The organism is Treponema sp. R6D11, assembly GCF_054786075.1.
This window is the reverse complement of record NZ_BDHD01000041.1, coordinates 1-14213: the sequence shown is the minus strand read 5'-3', so window position 1 is coordinate 14213 and position 14213 is coordinate 1. Positions and strand designations below refer to the sequence as shown.

At 41.9% G+C, this 14213-nt stretch carries 17 protein-coding genes and 1 tRNA gene; 17 read left to right on the top strand and 1 reads right to left on the bottom strand.

All coding sequences use genetic code 11. The annotated features are described in order from the left end of the window. From rplU to rsfS, 7 genes are all read left to right on the top strand, one after another. The coding region (gene rplU / locus ACYVTD_RS05810; RefSeq protein WP_461246842.1) for a 50S ribosomal protein L21 at positions 1-270 on the top strand (270 nt) is incomplete at its 5' end. Next, positions 261-596 carry a ribosomal-processing cysteine protease Prp gene (locus ACYVTD_RS05805; protein ID WP_461246843.1) on the top strand — a complete coding sequence of 112 codons (336 nt, stop codon included), beginning with the start codon at positions 261-263 and terminating at the stop codon, positions 594-596. The genes rplU and ACYVTD_RS05805, both read left to right, overlap by 10 nt. A gap of 117 nt (positions 597-713) precedes the next feature. Beyond that, on the top strand, positions 714-971 hold the full coding sequence (rpmA, locus tag ACYVTD_RS05800) for a 50S ribosomal protein L27 (RefSeq protein ID WP_461246841.1): 258 nt from the start codon (positions 714-716) through the stop codon (positions 969-971). Positions 972-980: 9 nt separating this feature from the next. Further along, entirely contained in the window at positions 981-2057 is a 1077-nt protein-coding gene (gene obgE / locus ACYVTD_RS05795) for a GTPase ObgE (RefSeq protein WP_461246840.1), read from the top strand. Next, positions 2054-3226 carry a nicotinate (nicotinamide) nucleotide adenylyltransferase gene (gene nadD / locus ACYVTD_RS05790; RefSeq protein WP_461246839.1) on the top strand — a complete coding sequence of 391 codons (1173 nt, stop codon included), beginning with the start codon at positions 2054-2056 and terminating at the stop codon, positions 3224-3226. The genes obgE and nadD overlap by 4 nt, the downstream gene beginning before the upstream one ends. Then, on the top strand, positions 3223-4419 hold the full coding sequence (locus ACYVTD_RS05785; protein ID WP_461246838.1) for an LCP family protein: 1197 nt from the start codon (positions 3223-3225) through the stop codon (positions 4417-4419). The genes nadD and ACYVTD_RS05785 overlap by 4 nt, the downstream gene beginning before the upstream one ends. Beyond that, entirely contained in the window at positions 4394-4768 is a 375-nt protein-coding gene (rsfS, locus tag ACYVTD_RS05780) for a ribosome silencing factor (protein WP_461246837.1), read from the top strand. The genes ACYVTD_RS05785 and rsfS overlap by 26 nt, the downstream gene beginning before the upstream one ends. Positions 4769-4813: 45 nt before the next feature. Here rsfS and ACYVTD_RS05775 read toward each other — a convergent pair whose 3' ends face one another. Continuing rightward, a complete protein-coding gene (locus ACYVTD_RS05775) occupies positions 4814-5119 on the bottom strand; it encodes a hypothetical protein (protein ID WP_461246836.1) in 306 nt (101 codons plus the stop codon). A gap of 47 nt (positions 5120-5166) precedes the next feature. On the opposite strand from ACYVTD_RS05775, the gene ACYVTD_RS05770 reads away from it, so the two are divergent. The 10 genes from ACYVTD_RS05770 to ACYVTD_RS05725 all read left to right on the top strand — a co-directional run. Beyond that, positions 5167-5421 carry a hypothetical protein gene (locus ACYVTD_RS05770; protein ID WP_461246835.1) on the top strand — a complete coding sequence of 85 codons (255 nt, stop codon included), beginning with the start codon at positions 5167-5169 and terminating at the stop codon, positions 5419-5421. Further along, the gene (locus ACYVTD_RS05765) at positions 5387-6151 is read left to right on the top strand and encodes a 4-(cytidine 5'-diphospho)-2-C-methyl-D-erythritol kinase (RefSeq protein WP_461246834.1); all 765 of its coding nucleotides are present in this window, start codon (positions 5387-5389) and stop codon (positions 6149-6151) included. The genes ACYVTD_RS05770 and ACYVTD_RS05765 overlap by 35 nt, the downstream gene beginning before the upstream one ends. Before the next feature lie 87 nt (positions 6152-6238). Continuing rightward, on the top strand, positions 6239-8176 hold the full coding sequence (locus ACYVTD_RS05760) for a leucine-rich repeat domain-containing protein (RefSeq protein ID WP_461246833.1): 1938 nt from the start codon (positions 6239-6241) through the stop codon (positions 8174-8176). A gap of 205 nt (positions 8177-8381) precedes the next feature. After that, complete coding sequence (gene spoVG / locus ACYVTD_RS05755) at positions 8382-8669, top strand: septation regulator SpoVG (RefSeq protein WP_461246832.1); 288 nt, start codon at positions 8382-8384, stop codon at positions 8667-8669. 198 nt (positions 8670-8867) lie between these two features. Continuing rightward, positions 8868-8939, top strand: a tRNA-Gln gene (locus ACYVTD_RS05750). Positions 8940-8979: 40 nt separating this feature from the next. Continuing rightward, positions 8980-9717 (top strand): 50S ribosomal protein L25, encoded by a 738-nt coding sequence (locus ACYVTD_RS05745; RefSeq protein ID WP_461246831.1) that lies wholly within the window; start codon positions 8980-8982, stop codon positions 9715-9717. Between the two features lie 54 nt (positions 9718-9771). Then, the gene (gene tilS, locus ACYVTD_RS05740; RefSeq protein WP_461246830.1) at positions 9772-10794 is read left to right on the top strand and encodes a tRNA lysidine(34) synthetase TilS; all 1023 of its coding nucleotides are present in this window, start codon (positions 9772-9774) and stop codon (positions 10792-10794) included. 38 nt (positions 10795-10832) lie between these two features. Further along, positions 10833-11228 (top strand): hypothetical protein, encoded by a 396-nt coding sequence (locus tag ACYVTD_RS05735; protein WP_461246829.1) that lies wholly within the window; start codon positions 10833-10835, stop codon positions 11226-11228. 129 nt (positions 11229-11357) lie between these two features. Next, positions 11358-13214, top strand: coding sequence for an ATP-dependent zinc metalloprotease FtsH (gene ftsH, locus ACYVTD_RS05730; protein WP_461246828.1), 1857 nt, complete (start codon positions 11358-11360; stop codon positions 13212-13214). Between the two features lie 53 nt (positions 13215-13267). Then, the coding region (locus tag ACYVTD_RS05725; RefSeq protein ID WP_461246827.1) for a tetratricopeptide repeat protein at positions 13268-14213 on the top strand (946 nt) is incomplete at its 3' end.

Genomic DNA, 14213 nt, shown 5'->3' with positions numbered 1-14213 from the left:
GCCGAAAAAGGCGGTCTGCTTAAAGTTGACTTAATTGACGCTGAACCGGGAACAGCCATTAATATCGAAACTGTGCTGTTGGTTTCAGGCGACTCAGTAAAAGTAGGCGACCCCTATGTAAAGGGCGCAAAAGTGTCCGCGACGGTACAATCCCATGGGAAAGACGATAAAATCATTGTTTTTAAGTACAAACCCAAAAAGGACTACAGGCGCAAGCAGGGACACAGGCAGCAGTACTCAATAATTAAAATTGGGGATATATCAGCCTGATACGGGTAGAAGCGGTTTTAGACGGCAGCGGCGTTTTAAGGGCTTGTAAGGCTGAAGGACACGCAGGGTCAGGTAAAGCCGGAGGCGACATTGTTTGTGCCGCCGTTTCGGTTTTGTTTAGAACAGCGATAAGTATTCTGTCCGGCAGAGATGGGGTAACAATTAGGTTCGGCGCTCCTGAAAAGGGACAGTTATGGCTGGAAGCCGATTATCAAGCGGAAGGAAAAGATTTTCTTTCCGCCACAGGGGTTTTTCTGCTAGAGGGAATAAAATCCGTCGCTCAGGAATACCCAAAGAATTGCGAGATTAATATACAGAACATATAAAAACTTCAGTTTTTATATGTTTTCAAAACAAAATGAAGAAAACCGCTAATGCGGTTTTCTTCTAAAGAACTACAAAAAAACCAACCGGGTTTTTTTGTAGTTCTAGAGGAGTTGAATATGGCAAGGAAACGCGGCGGAAGCGGTGCAAAAAACGGAAGAGATTCACAGCCTAAATATTTAGGCGTTAAAGCGTCGGCAGGCACTGTTGTAAAAGCTGGCACTATTATTGCCCGCCAACGTGGGACAAAGATTCACCCGGGAACAAATGTCGGTTGCGGCGGCGATTACACTCTTTTTGCCCTTGCGGACGGAAAAGTCAATTTTCACAATCGCAGGGGACGCAAACTCGCCTCTATAGTTCAGGACGCTCAATAAACCTCTTGCGTGGAAAAATTTGCAGATGAAGCAACAATAGAAGTTTCCTCTGGAAAGGGCGGCAACGGCTGTATCGCTTTCCGCAGGGAAAAATATATCCCAAAGGGCGGACCGTCCGGCGGAGACGGGGGCAGGGGAGGGGACATTATTTTTACTGTCCGAAGAAACCTGCGCACCCTTGCCCACTTACGTTACAAACACACTTTTAAAGCCCAGAACGGTCATGACGGCGAGAACTGGGGGCGTTACGGGGCAAATGGCGAGGATATGGTTATCCCACTGCCGCCCGGCTCGATAATACGTGAAGAAGAGACAGGCAAACTTATCAGGGATTTTACAAAAGCTCAAGATGATTTTGTTTTTTTAAAGGGCGGCAACGGCGGCTGGGGTAATATCCATTTTAAGTCCTCCGTAAATCAAGCGCCCCGAAAAGCATTGCCGGGAAAACCAGGTGAAACAGTAAAATTAAAAGTTGAGTTACAAATAATGGCGGACATCGGTCTTGTTGGTTTTCCAAACGCCGGCAAGTCCAGTCTTCTTAACCGCTTTACCAATGCAAGACCAAAAATAGCGGCGTATCCCTTTACTACAAAAATTCCCAACCTTGGAGTTTTAACCGCCGGAGAAAAAGATATAATCATTGCCGACATTCCCGGTCTTATCGAAGGAGCGTCAAGCGGGGCTGGGCTTGGTATTCAGTTTTTAAAACATATTTCACGCACTGTCGCATTGGCTTTTCTTATTGATTTATCTGACGAAAACTATCTTGCCGCCTTTGATATTCTGCTTAAAGAGCTAGGCTCTTTTTCTTCCCGTCTTCCGCAAAAAAAACGGCTGTTAGTCGGAACAAAAACCGACTTGCCAGAAACTGAGGGCAGACTTGCTGAGCTTGCGAAAAAATATCCGGCGGAAGAAGTTATCGGTCTTTCGGTTTTTTCAGGGGACGGCTTACAGGAGCTTACTAACGCTTTTCTGCGTCTTACATCAGCCCCACAAAATGAAACAGCGGACGAAAATGAGGGTGAAAATGAAGTTGAAATAGAAGCGGAAAAAGCGGAAGATGTATTTGAAGGAGAAGAAAATTGAAGCTTGGCATTTTAGGCGGCAGTTTTGCTCCCGTTCACAACGGACATATTTTTCTGGCTGAAAAAGCTATTTCGGCTTTAAAACTTGATAGGGTGGTTTTTGTGCCGGCATACCGCTCTCCGTTTAAGTTGGACGCCGAAGGAATGGAAACAAGTGTAAAAGACAGAATAGATATGCTTGCCGCCTCAATTATCGGGGATACCAGGTTCGCCATTGATAACTGCGAGATAAGGCGAGAAGGAATCTCATACACAATAAACACTCTGGAAGATATTATCGAAAGGTACTTACCTGCGGGCAAACCCTCGCTGATTATCGGCGATGATCTTGCCGCCGATTTTCCAAAATGGCGTGATAGCGACAAAATTTTAAAATTGGCGGATATTGTGATTGCGCGTAGGATCAATTCCGAGTCGGTTAAATATCCCTTTGCCCATACCACTATCGAAAACGAAATACTCGATATTTCGTCAAATGAAATAAGGCGCAGAATAACCGAAGGCGGACACTGGCAAGAGTTTATCCCCTCAGGCGCGGCGGCAATTATCGAAAATAGGAAATTATACGGCTACAGTGGCAAATCCCGCCCTGAAATCCCTCCTGACAGCGTTATTAAGCGCATAGAGACGGAGGCAAGGGAAACCCTCAGTACAGAGCGTTTTCTTCATTCAAGGCAGACAGCCCTTCAAGCCTTTGATTTATGCCGCCGTTTCGGTCTGGAGCCAATGGACGGCTACCTTGCGGGAATCGCCCACGATCTGGCAAAACAACTTGATAACAAAGAGATGTTAAAAATTGTTAAAACCGCTGGAATGGATATTTCCGCTCTTGAGGCGGACAAACCTAATCTTTTGCACGGAAAAGCCGCGGCGGTATTGATAAGAGAGCGTTTCTCCATTCATAATAAAGATGTGATTGAGGCTGTGGAGTTCCATACATCGGGTAGCGAAAATATGGGTCAACTGGCAAAGGTAGTTTATATTGCCGATAAAACAGAACCCTCAAGAACAATAGACCACGCTTTAAGGAAAATGTGCAGGGAGGATTCTTTGGATAACATTCTTATCGCCGTAATTGAAAAAACAATTATCAAAGTGCAGGCAAAAGGACAGGATTTATCCCATGATACAATATTGTTGTTAAACAAGTTAAAGGAAAGGAAAAATTGAGAATAATTAAAGGCGACGCTTCTATTTTATTACTCGTGTTAATAGTTCTTTTGCTTGCGTTTGGAATTGTTTTTTCTGTAATAGCGTTTCGCAGCAACCCTGTGGAAGACGCTTTTTCGGGAAACCGCGTTGTTAATACGCTTTTTGTAATAGAAGATAGCAAAATGCCCATCAGCACTTATTTGCTTATGTATTATCCTGTTACAAAACGGGCTGCTATTTTTGATGTACCGGAAAACCTCGGTCTTTTAATCGCAAAGATAAACCGCGTAGACAGAATTGACAGAGTGTATGACCCCGCAAGAATAGGCAGTTATGAAAACGAAATAGAGAAACTTTTAGGGATAGATATAAATTTTACAGTTGTTATAACAAAGGAAAATCTTGTTTCCATTGTTGATCTTTTGGAAGGAGTGGAAATTTTTATTCCATCTGCTGTATCATACAGAGACGAAAACAGCGTTATTTTGTTTCCTTCCGGCATGACTGTTCTTGACGGCGACAAGGCAAGTCTTTACGCGACATATACCATTCCTCATGAAGAAAGCGAAATGGAAGTTTTTAGAAGACAGCGTTTCTTTTTGGGTTTTCTTAACCGCCAGATTCAAATGAATGAAAAGCTTAATAATCCCGGAGCTGCAAAGATGTACCATTCATTCTTTAAAACAAGCATGAATCAACGCACAATGATGTTGCTCTTTAATGAGTTTGTAAATATAGATACCGACAGAACCAATATTCAATCTGTCGGTGGAAATCTGCGGGAAGTATCGGGACAGATGCTTATTATTCCGCACTGGGATGGAAATCTTGTAAAAGAAGTTGTCCGCCAAACATTGGGGACGCTTACCAGCGAGACTAATGATCGATTAGTTGAGCATAGTCTTACAGTGGAAGTTTTGAATGGGACTGAGATAAACGGACTTGCCGGAAAGACGGCGGAAATGCTTCGCAATTTTGGCTATGATGTAATTTCAATAGCAAACGCGGATCGCGGTAATTATGAAAGTACGGTAATAATTCAACGTACCGATGATGACTCTATGGTTAAATCATTTGCCGATGTTATCCGTTGCGATAACATACGCAAACAAGTAATGCCCAAAGAAAATGAAACTGCCACCGAATACAAAGCGGATATAACCTTGTTGATTGGAAGGAACTTTAATGGAAGATATGTCATCGGCAATTGACAAACAAGCGGCAGATTTGGGCTCTCTTTTAAGCGAGCATAACGGGCAGAATGTTTGCGTACTTGATCTGCGCGGGATAAATAATTGGACAGACTTTTTTATTATTGTGACAGCCACAAGTAAAACCCACATAGACGGTCTTGAAAAACACATTAAAGAATTCTGCCATGAAAAGAATATAGAAATATTCGGCAGCTCTCGCAGAGATTCAGACGACGAATGGCGTCTGCTAGACCTTGGGACAATAATCGTACATTTGATGACTTCTGGCGTAAGGGAATTTTACGAACTTGAAAAACTTTGGACTCCCGTCCCGACGTTTCAAAATAGGACTCAGACAGCAGAGTAAGGTACACCTCTAAAGGATTCAGCCTTTAGAGGTGATATGCCTTAATTATTCGTCTTCGTCGTCCCAGTCTTCGTCGTCTTCTTCATCGTCTTCGTAGTCGTCTTCTTCGTCGTCATCTTCGTAGTCATCGTCATCTTCCTCGTCTTCGTAGTCATCTTCCTCGTCTTCGTCTTCTTCGTCCTCGATGTCGTCGTCTTCGTAATCATCTTCATCATCAAAATCATCTTCGATGTCATCGTCATCACTGAAGATGAAAGCCGGCGAGGGACTCTCTGTTTCGTAAACGGCGTCAAGTCCGTCTACCGGTATCAGCGTTAATTCTTCCTGATCCACAGCTCCGTTCAGAACCATAATGTTCTCCCTTAGAAATTAATAATTTCTTGAATCTAAACTGAGTAATGGAGGTTAAAAAACCTCCCACTAAAAACATAAAAGAGGATATATCTAATTGTCAACAGGTTATTAAAGATTTTGATAAATTTAATAAATATGATATTCTGTATTTTATGCCTGTATTAATAAAAACGAGGTCTGTTTTTGCCCCTGTCAAGGTAAACCTTCATTTGGCTGTAAAAGACAGGCGAAAAGACGGTTTTCACGATATAGAAAGCGTTTTTTTTGGCGGTAAATTTTGGCGATACCCTGAATTTTAAGGTTTTAAATGGTGAAAATAGCGTAAAAATTGATATGAAGGGACTAAAATCGCCTCTACCGATGAAAGAAAACATTATTTTTAAGGCGGTATCCTTGTTTCGGGAAAAAACAGGCTTTAAAAAAGGGCTTAAAATAAGGGTCAAAAAGCGTATTCCGTTGGGTGGCGGTCTTGGCGGCGGGTCTTCAGACGCGGCGGCAACTCTTTTAGCGCTGAATAAAATAGCCGATTTTCCATGTCGCCGCGAAGATTTACTTGAAATGGCGGCTTTTCTTGGCAGTGATGTCCCATTTTTTATCCATGAAACTCCCGCCGCCCTTGTAACAGGCAGGGGAGAGCATATTTTTCCGCTAAAAGCGCCCAAATTACACTTGGTACTGGTTAATCCAGGCTTTCACAGCGAAACATCAGCCGCCTACAAATTAATTGACGAAAATCGTACTTCAGCGCAAACAGGCGGAATCGGCGAATTTATAAAAAATGGTGAATTTGATGAAAAAATTTACCCCCTGTTTTTTAACGACTTTTTAAACTTTTCCCCTGAATCTCAAAAATCGGTTTATAATGAGATAATTGCCAAACTGCGGGAATTTGGGGCTCATTACGCAAATCTTTCCGGCTCTGGGGCTACCTGTTTTGGGGTTTTTGCGGACAGGATACAGGCTAAAAAAGCGGTAAAAGCCATGCGGAAAAAATGGTCATTTGTCCGGGAATGTTGTACATTTAAGTAACGTATTCATTTTCTATTGGTTTTTGTTTAAATTTATATTATAATTAATATATATTGAGTTAAAACCCTGTAAACAAGGAGTTTTATTATGAAGAAGAACGTTATTAAATTAATTATTATTTCTCTTGTAGCAGGTTTGTATATTACCTGTACTACCGTTAGCGGCGAGTTTGACAGCCGTAAATATACAAATCCGGTTGATTTTTCTTTTACTACTTCCGGAGATAACGAAAGCAAGGTTATTACTATTACCGCTTATAAGGGGAGAAAATCGGTAGTTAATATACCACCGCAAATAGGAAAGTATCCTGTTGTTACGATAGGAAGCAATGCGTTCAAAAACAAAAAACTTACCAAAGTGACAATACCGCTTGGTGTTACGGTAATTGAATCTGGCGCGTTTTTTATGAATAATCTGACAACTGTAACAATACCGCTGGGCGTTATGAGTATAGGTGATAATGCGTTTGCGAGCAATAAATTAAAAGACGCATTTCTTAATGAAGATTTGGAATCAATCGGAAAAACCGCTTTTAAGGATAACGCTATCATCAATTTAACTATTCCTTTTGGCTTGACAGTTATCGGCGATGAAGCGTTTATGAATAATCAGATTAGCTATTTGGTTATTCCAACAACCTTAAAAGTATTTTCAAACGGCGTTTTTGCGAATAATAGATTAACTAGCGTAAATATTCACAACAATGTTACAAACATAGGAGATAACGCGTTTGCGTATAATCAGTTGACATCGACTGTTATTCCTAAAAATGTAAAGATTGTAGGAAGGGCGGCATTTAGAAACAATCAGTTAGCCAGCGTAAATATTCAAGAAGGCGTTACAAGTATCGGGCGTTTTGCGTTTTATAAAAACAAACTGGTCAGCCTTAAAATACCGGAAGGCGTTACAGAAATAGGAGAAAGCGCGTTTGCGGAAAACGGTTTAACAACCATCAGTATAGCGACAACCGTTAAAAGTATAGGCAACGCAGCGTTTGCCGATAACAACTTTACTACCATAAAAATTCCGGGAAATGTTACAACAATAGGGGATAACGCCTTTTTTAACAACAAACAATTAGCCAATGTAACTTTAGAAGAAGGGCTTGTAAGCATAGGGGAAAGAGCGTTTGAGGATAATAAAATATCAGGTTTAAATCTTCCGTCAACTGTCACAAGCATTGGACGTTCGGCTTTTAACAATAACAATCTTGTAAGCGTAGTTATACCAAAAGGCGTTTCAACTATCAGACATTCATCTTTCAGGAATAATAATCTTACAAGCGTAGTTATGCAGGACGGCGTTATAAGCATTGAAGAAGGAGCGTTCTGTAACAATAGACTGACAAATATAACAATTCCGACAAGCGTAATGCAGATTGGAGAAAACGCGTTTGCCGATAATATGCTTGCCACTTTGACTATTCCCGAAAGCGTTATCAATATTGAACGGTTTGCGTTTAGAAATAACAGCCTTACCAGCGTATCTATAATGTCAAATATAAAAGTTATGGAAGAAAGCGTATTTGCCAATAATGGCAATTTAACCAGCATTCGTATACCAATAAACTTTTTATTCAGATTCCTTGGAAATGAAGGTTTACCTAAGGAGTTTTATAATATGGTAAATGCTTTTGAATATGTAGGCGGACTTTATGAATATAAAAATAATACATGGTATTGTAACGGAAAAGTAATACCTAAACCTGTACAAATTATAAGCGGTCTTGGAATAACTATTACAAGAATAGAAGGTATGTATTCAAATATAGATAAAACATCAGTATTAAGCAGGCAGTTGGTTCCGCTTGATGATGGAAGCGATGTCTATCTTGCTCCCGGTTTTTACAGAATAAGCGTCGTATATAACGAGAGTACTGGCGCTCAAGCAAAAGGAAGATCGCAGACTACTAAAATTTTAAACGAAACTTATGAATATGCCCAGGATTTTGTAAGCGGCGCTTATGAGCTTACCGGCGTTCTTCAAGGAAGTCAGGTTCTTTACCGTATTACAGAGCAAAAATAGGCTAGATCTTAAAATACTCTCATTGTGAGTAATATAGTTATATAAATTCTGTCTTTTTAAGATATTAGCTTGAAACATTAATATTAATTATAAAACTTTTGCTTGCTTTCATGACAAAACCATATTACAATGTAAATCAAGTTGAGGTTAGTAAGCGTTTGCTAATCTCTTATCACAGCATTAGGACTTTAAAAAGGAGAGAGCCATGGAAATTACTGATATTAGGGTCCGAAAGGTAGCTGGAGGCGGTAAGCCGAAAGCCTATGTAACGGTTACATTTGACGATTGCTTTGTTGTTCACAACATAAAGATTATTGAGGGTAAGACAGGAGTTTTTATCGCCATGCCCAGTCGTAAGACCAGGGCGGGAGAATATAAAGATGTCGCTCATCCTATTCATCCGGAATTCAGGGCTGAATTGCAAAGGCGTATTCTGGAAAAATACGATTCAGGCGATGTCGATACTGTCCCTGAAAACTCGGACGATATTTAATTTTAGTCCCAGTGTACATAGCTATATAAAAACTTCAGTTTTTATATAGCTTCATAACCTTTGAAGAAAATCGCTCTAAAATAGTTTTTTACGAGGATAAATTTGCGATTTTCTTCTCGTAACCTTAAAAAACCCAACCGGGGTTTTTTAAGGTTACACTTGATTCTTTTTTTTTATTTTAGTAAACTTACCGAAAAATGGGATGTCGGCAAGTGGTAAGCCACCGGTCTTTGGAGCCGGTATTCACAGGTTCGAATCCTGTCGTCCCAGATAGGGATAAATCCCATTTAAATTTTTATTGAGGTAGAATATGAGCAAGGTTGTGTTACAGGCAAAAAGTCGTCAAAAACAGGGTTCCGCCGAATCTCGCAGAATCAGGAAAAACGGCAGGATACCTGCGGTAATCTACGGAAGATCAGTTAAGGCTCTTCCCATAGATTTGGATTCCAGTGAATTTCTTAAAGGTACAAAAGGTATCTCTGAAAGTACAATTGTAAAAGTAGAAGTAGATGGCAAATCTTACGATGCTTTTGTAAAAGATACTCAGCGAAATATTATCGACGGGAATATTCTTCATATCGACTTTTACGAAGTAGAAAGCGGAGTCGCTCTGCGCGCGAAAGTTTCCCTTATTTTCCACGGAAACCCCATTGGCGTACGCGACGGCGGTATGTTGGAAACTCCCTTGCATGAAATTGAAGTTGAATGTCTTCCCAAAGATCTTCCCGAAAGAATCGAAATTGATATTTCCGCTCTTAAAGCTAACCAATCCATGCACGTTAGGGATATTCCCCTTGCGGCGGGAGTTAAACTTATTACAAACCCGGATCAGGTTTTTGCGTTGGTGAAATTCGCCAAGATTGAAGTTGTCGCTCCTACAGCCGCAGAAGTCGCCGCAGCCGATGCCGCAGCAGCAGCAGGTGCTGCGGGAGCTCCCGGTGCAGCCGGTCCCGCTGGAGCTGCCGGTGCTGCGCCTGCCGCCGCAGGCGACAAGAAAGCGCCAGCCGCAGGAGACAAAAAGGCTCCGGGCGCTGGGGAGAAAAAATAACCTATCGGACCCCAATTTGAAAATAATGTTTTTTCTTGCATAAAAGACTGTCCTGTGGGGACAGTCTTTTTAATTGCCGTCTCAGGCGGCGCTGACTCAATGGCTCTGCTTTCGGCATTGTTAGCTCTTAGAGACGGCGGCGTTATCGGCAAAGACGCGCTATTTTGCCTCCATGTTGAACACGGTATCCGCTCGGTAGAGGAAAGCCAAGGCGACGCCGAATTTGTCCGCAAGTTTTGCGAAAGCAAAGGTATTGAATGTAAGATTGAAAATATTCCGCCGGGCAAAGTAGCCGCTCTCGCAAGAAAAAAAGGAATCGGTATAGAAGCCGCAGCCCGCTTTTTCCGCCACAGGGCTTTTTCCAAAGAAGCCAACAGGTTAGGTGAAAAGGCAATAATTCTGCTTGCCCATACAAAGGACGATCTTTTGGAAACCGCTTTAATGCGTATCTTGCGAGGGTCAGGTTCTGCGGGGCTTTCCGCCATGCCGGAAAAACGCGGTCGTCTTCTTCGCCCCTTGTTAAAAATGACGCGCGTTGACGTTATAGAGTACCTAAAAGCAAAAAACATAAGCTGGCGGGAAGACTCCACAAACGCCGATGAAAAATACCTTCGTAACCGTATACGCCGCGCTCTTGTTCCGTTGTTAAATGAGGCGTTCCCTTCATGGAAAAGCGGCGTTTTTAACATGGCTCAAACGCAGTCGCTTACGGCGGATTTTATAGCGGTAGAAGCCGCAGCGCGCGTAAAATGGCATGAGATTTCACATAACGGATTAAAGGATTGCGCAAATAGCAAATTTCCCGTCTCTGGTTTTACAGAAGCCAAAAACTTTTTTGCTCAAGACCAAATAATTCGCGAAGAGGCTGTTTTCCTTGCCATTGACGAATTGTTAAAAAATAGGAAAAATCCCCGCCCTGTAAAACGCGCGGTTGTAAGACGTTTTTGCGCAGGCGCGGTAAATGCCGCAGCCCTTGGACATATAAAAATCAGCCGTGAAGGGGAAAAAGTCCTTCTGTCTCGCGTACAAAAAGAATACTTTGAAATAGGGATTTCGCGGCTGTTGCGTATAAGCTAAAGAATGTGGTATAAATAAAGACGGAGAGGAGAGAAAAAATGAGCGAAAGAATATATGAAGAAACGGCTGTAATTATAAAGCAAAAACATTCAGTGAGGTTGTTAGAGTACAAAGAGAACGGAATTGAATTTACGGAAATAAATGTATATAGCAAAGAAGTAACAGAAAAAGATGATGAAATAGCGGATTACTTTGTGTTTGGTTTTACGGTAAAAGGAAAGGGAGATGAAGAAAGAGAAAAAATTGAGAAAATGAATGAAAGAGATTTTGAAGAGTTTGTAAGACACATGACGCTCTTTTTAGAAAAGAAATATAATATTGTACACAAAAAAGAAGAAAAAAAAGAAGAAGATAAAAAACCGGTTATAAATAGTAAAGATGCTGATAATAGTATAGAAGATTTTGAAGTGCCATCTGGATATGAAAATTTATAAATAAATGTGAAATCTCACGAAAAACCCCAATTATCGGTATCTTGATTAATTGGCGTAAAACGCTTAAAATTCTTATATATAGTAAAGTTTCGTTATCTAGTCTTTGGTAGTAATGAAACAGGAGTATTAATGACTGATCCTAATAAATTACCAGATCGCGGACCCGCTCAACCTAGGGGACCGGGTAGTTTTGCGTTTGTTCTTTTTATAATACTGTCAGTTATCTTTATCGCCTTTTTTTACAAGGGCGATAAAGCTCCTGTTATGAATATATCCTACTCGGATTTTATCCGCCTTGTCGATGAAAATCAGGTTGAATCAGTTACCATTTATGACGACAAAACCGTAGATATTTATTTAAAAGGCTCAACAGGAAGCTCCCCTCAGTTTAAGACTCGTATTATTAGCCTGTCTGATCCTTTTATTCTTAACCTACCGGACAAGGGTATTAAAATTGCAAGCTCTCCCGCGAAAGTAACATTTATGCGGATAATTATCGATATGCTTCCCTGGATTATTGGTTTTACAATTATCATGATTATTTTTAGAAACATACAGGGCGTCGGCATGAAGAATTTTCAATTTGGAAAGAGCAAGGCAAAGCGTTATCATGACGAAGGAAAAAAAGTAAGTTTTGCCGATGTAGCGGGGCAGAAGGACGCAAAGTATGAGCTTGAGGAAGTAGTTGAGTTTTTAAAAAATCCGCAAAAGTTTACCAAGATGGGAGCGCGTATTCCAAAAGGCGTGCTTCTTGTCGGAATGCCCGGAACAGGTAAAACATTAATGGCTCGTTCTGTCGCCGGAGAAGCCGGCGTCGCGTTCTTTCATATGTCAGGTTCCGACTTTGTGGAAATGTTTGTCGGCGTTGGGGCAAGCCGCGTAAGAGACCTTTTTGATCAGGGACGCAAGAGCGCTCCTTGTATAATTTTTATTGATGAATTGGACGCTGTTGGGCGCACCCGCGGCGCAGGCTACGGCGGCGGTCATGACGAGCGCGAGCAGACATTAAACCAACTCCTTGTAGAAATGGACGGCTTTGATTCAAAAGACGGAGTTATTATTCTTGCCGCGACAAATCGTCCCGATGTTTTAGACCCAGCCCTTCTTCGTCCTGGGCGCTTTGACCGCCAAGTAATTGTCGCGATGCCCGACATAAAAGAAAGAGAGGCTATTTTACAAATCCACGCCGCAAAAATTCCTCTGGATAAAGAAATTGATCTTGCCCGCATCGCAAGAGCTACGCCGGGAATGAGCGGCGCGGATATAGCGAACCTTGTAAACGAAGCGGCTTTGTTTGCCGCGCGAAAAGACAGACCCGAAGTTATTATGCACGACTTTGAAGAAGCCAGAGATAAGGTACTGATGGGCGTGGCGCGTACAACGCTTGTGATTTCCGACAAAGAGCGGCGTATGACCGCAATTCACGAAGCGGGGCATGCGATACTGCACTATTTTCTTAAAAACGCCGACCCGTTGCATAAAGTTACGATTGTTCCCCATGGACGCGCGCTTGGCGCTGCGCTTTCCCTCCCCGAAGAAGACAGTTACAGCCGCTCCAAGGGCTGGATAGAAGATCGCATCGCCATCTGTTACGGCGGCTGGTTAGCGGAAAATCTTTTTTATAATGAGACAACCACTGGGACAAAAAACGATATTCAACAGGCGACAGAAATGGCGCGTAACATGGTTTGCGAGTGGGGCATGGCGGCGGAGCTTGGTCCAATCGCGTATGGTCAGGAGGACGAGCCTATTTTCCTTGGCAAAGAAATTGCGCGCCATAAGGATTATTCAGAAGATACCGCGCATAAAATAGACAAGGCAGTTAAGGAAATACTAGATCACGCCAGAAACAACGCCTTAAAAATTATTAAAGAACATAAAAACCATCTTGAAAAATTAGCCGACGCTCTTCTTGCGCGCGAGACGCTTATTGATGATGAAGTACGGGAAATTCTCGGTCTTCCGTCTAAAGAGGCATCAGAATGAAATTTAAAACATCGCGAATTAATTTATATACTCTGTGCTTATTACTGCTGTTTATGGCAATTTGCCTCAATGTTAATGCTCAACCCGTAACAAACGCAAAAGACGATTCACAGGCGGCATTGCAGTATGTTCAATGGATACAGCAGGCGATTGACGAACAGAGATGGGATGAAGCGCTTGCCGCAGCTACTCGCGCCATGGATTTTTACAGCACTTCTTCCGATATTCCATACCTTTTGGCTGTTGTTCAATCGCACTATAAAAGCAGTATAAGACAAAAGGCGATAGTTGAAAGTTTAAATAAAGCGATTGACGCTAACCGTTGGGTTAAGTACAGCGAATACAACGCGCAGTTGTTAAAAGCGCAAATGCTTATTTCTATGCGCGAATATCAAGACGCAATAACCTGCCTTGATAAAATAGACGCGGTAAGCTCCCGCGCAGACGCTGTAATGCTGCGCCTTCTTGCTTTGCGTGGAATGGCAAGTGGGAAAGAACCTGGTTATGATTATGCTTACGCATCGGCGCAATTTAGAAGCCAAGTTCTGCTTGCTATGGACAGATTCCCCCGCGACCCGCGCCCATTGCATATATTTTTTGAATATGCGCAAAACAGAAAACCGCAACCCTCTGAATTGCCTGAAAGCGATATTAATCTTCTTGAGCTTGCGCTTAAAAGGCTTCCTTTTTTACAGGAAGCAGACCCTGAACTTGCATGGTTGGCGGCTCCGTTTATAAGAAATGTTGATGACGCGCGAAGAAGCGCCGCTTCGTATAGATCTGGAAATTTATCTAATGATGAAAATTTTAAGCCGAATCCCGCTTCCATACCCGTGGCGCTTAATCTTGGGCTTATTGATGATAAAACGGCAATAGAAGAATTTTTCCCCGCAGTTACAGAAAATGAGCCTACTATCAAAAAACAAATAATAATAGATATTTACAAATTGTTTCCGTTGCGCCGTCAATTTCCAAACTTGGTCGGGAATAGCTTGAACA

Excerpts from the sequence above, each read along its gene's own strand:
- rpmA (WP_461246841.1), top strand. The coding sequence starts at position 714 with ATGGCAAGGAAACGCGGCGGAAGCGGTGCAAAAAACGGAAGAGATTCA.
- rsfS (WP_461246837.1), top strand. The coding sequence starts at position 4,394 with ATGGAAGATATGTCATCGGCAATTGACAAACAAGCGGCAGATTTGGGC.
- ACYVTD_RS05775 (WP_461246836.1), bottom strand. The coding sequence starts at position 5,119 with ATGGTTCTGAACGGAGCTGTGGATCAGGAAGAATTAACGCTGATACCG.
- ACYVTD_RS05770 (WP_461246835.1), top strand. The coding sequence starts at position 5,167 with ATGGAGGTTAAAAAACCTCCCACTAAAAACATAAAAGAGGATATATCT.
- ACYVTD_RS05760 (WP_461246833.1), top strand. The coding sequence starts at position 6,239 with ATGAAGAAGAACGTTATTAAATTAATTATTATTTCTCTTGTAGCAGGT.
- spoVG (WP_461246832.1), top strand. The coding sequence starts at position 8,382 with ATGGAAATTACTGATATTAGGGTCCGAAAGGTAGCTGGAGGCGGTAAG.
- ACYVTD_RS05745 (WP_461246831.1), top strand. The coding sequence starts at position 8,980 with ATGAGCAAGGTTGTGTTACAGGCAAAAAGTCGTCAAAAACAGGGTTCC.
- ACYVTD_RS05735 (WP_461246829.1), top strand. The coding sequence starts at position 10,833 with ATGAGCGAAAGAATATATGAAGAAACGGCTGTAATTATAAAGCAAAAA.
- ftsH (WP_461246828.1), top strand. The coding sequence starts at position 11,358 with ATGACTGATCCTAATAAATTACCAGATCGCGGACCCGCTCAACCTAGG.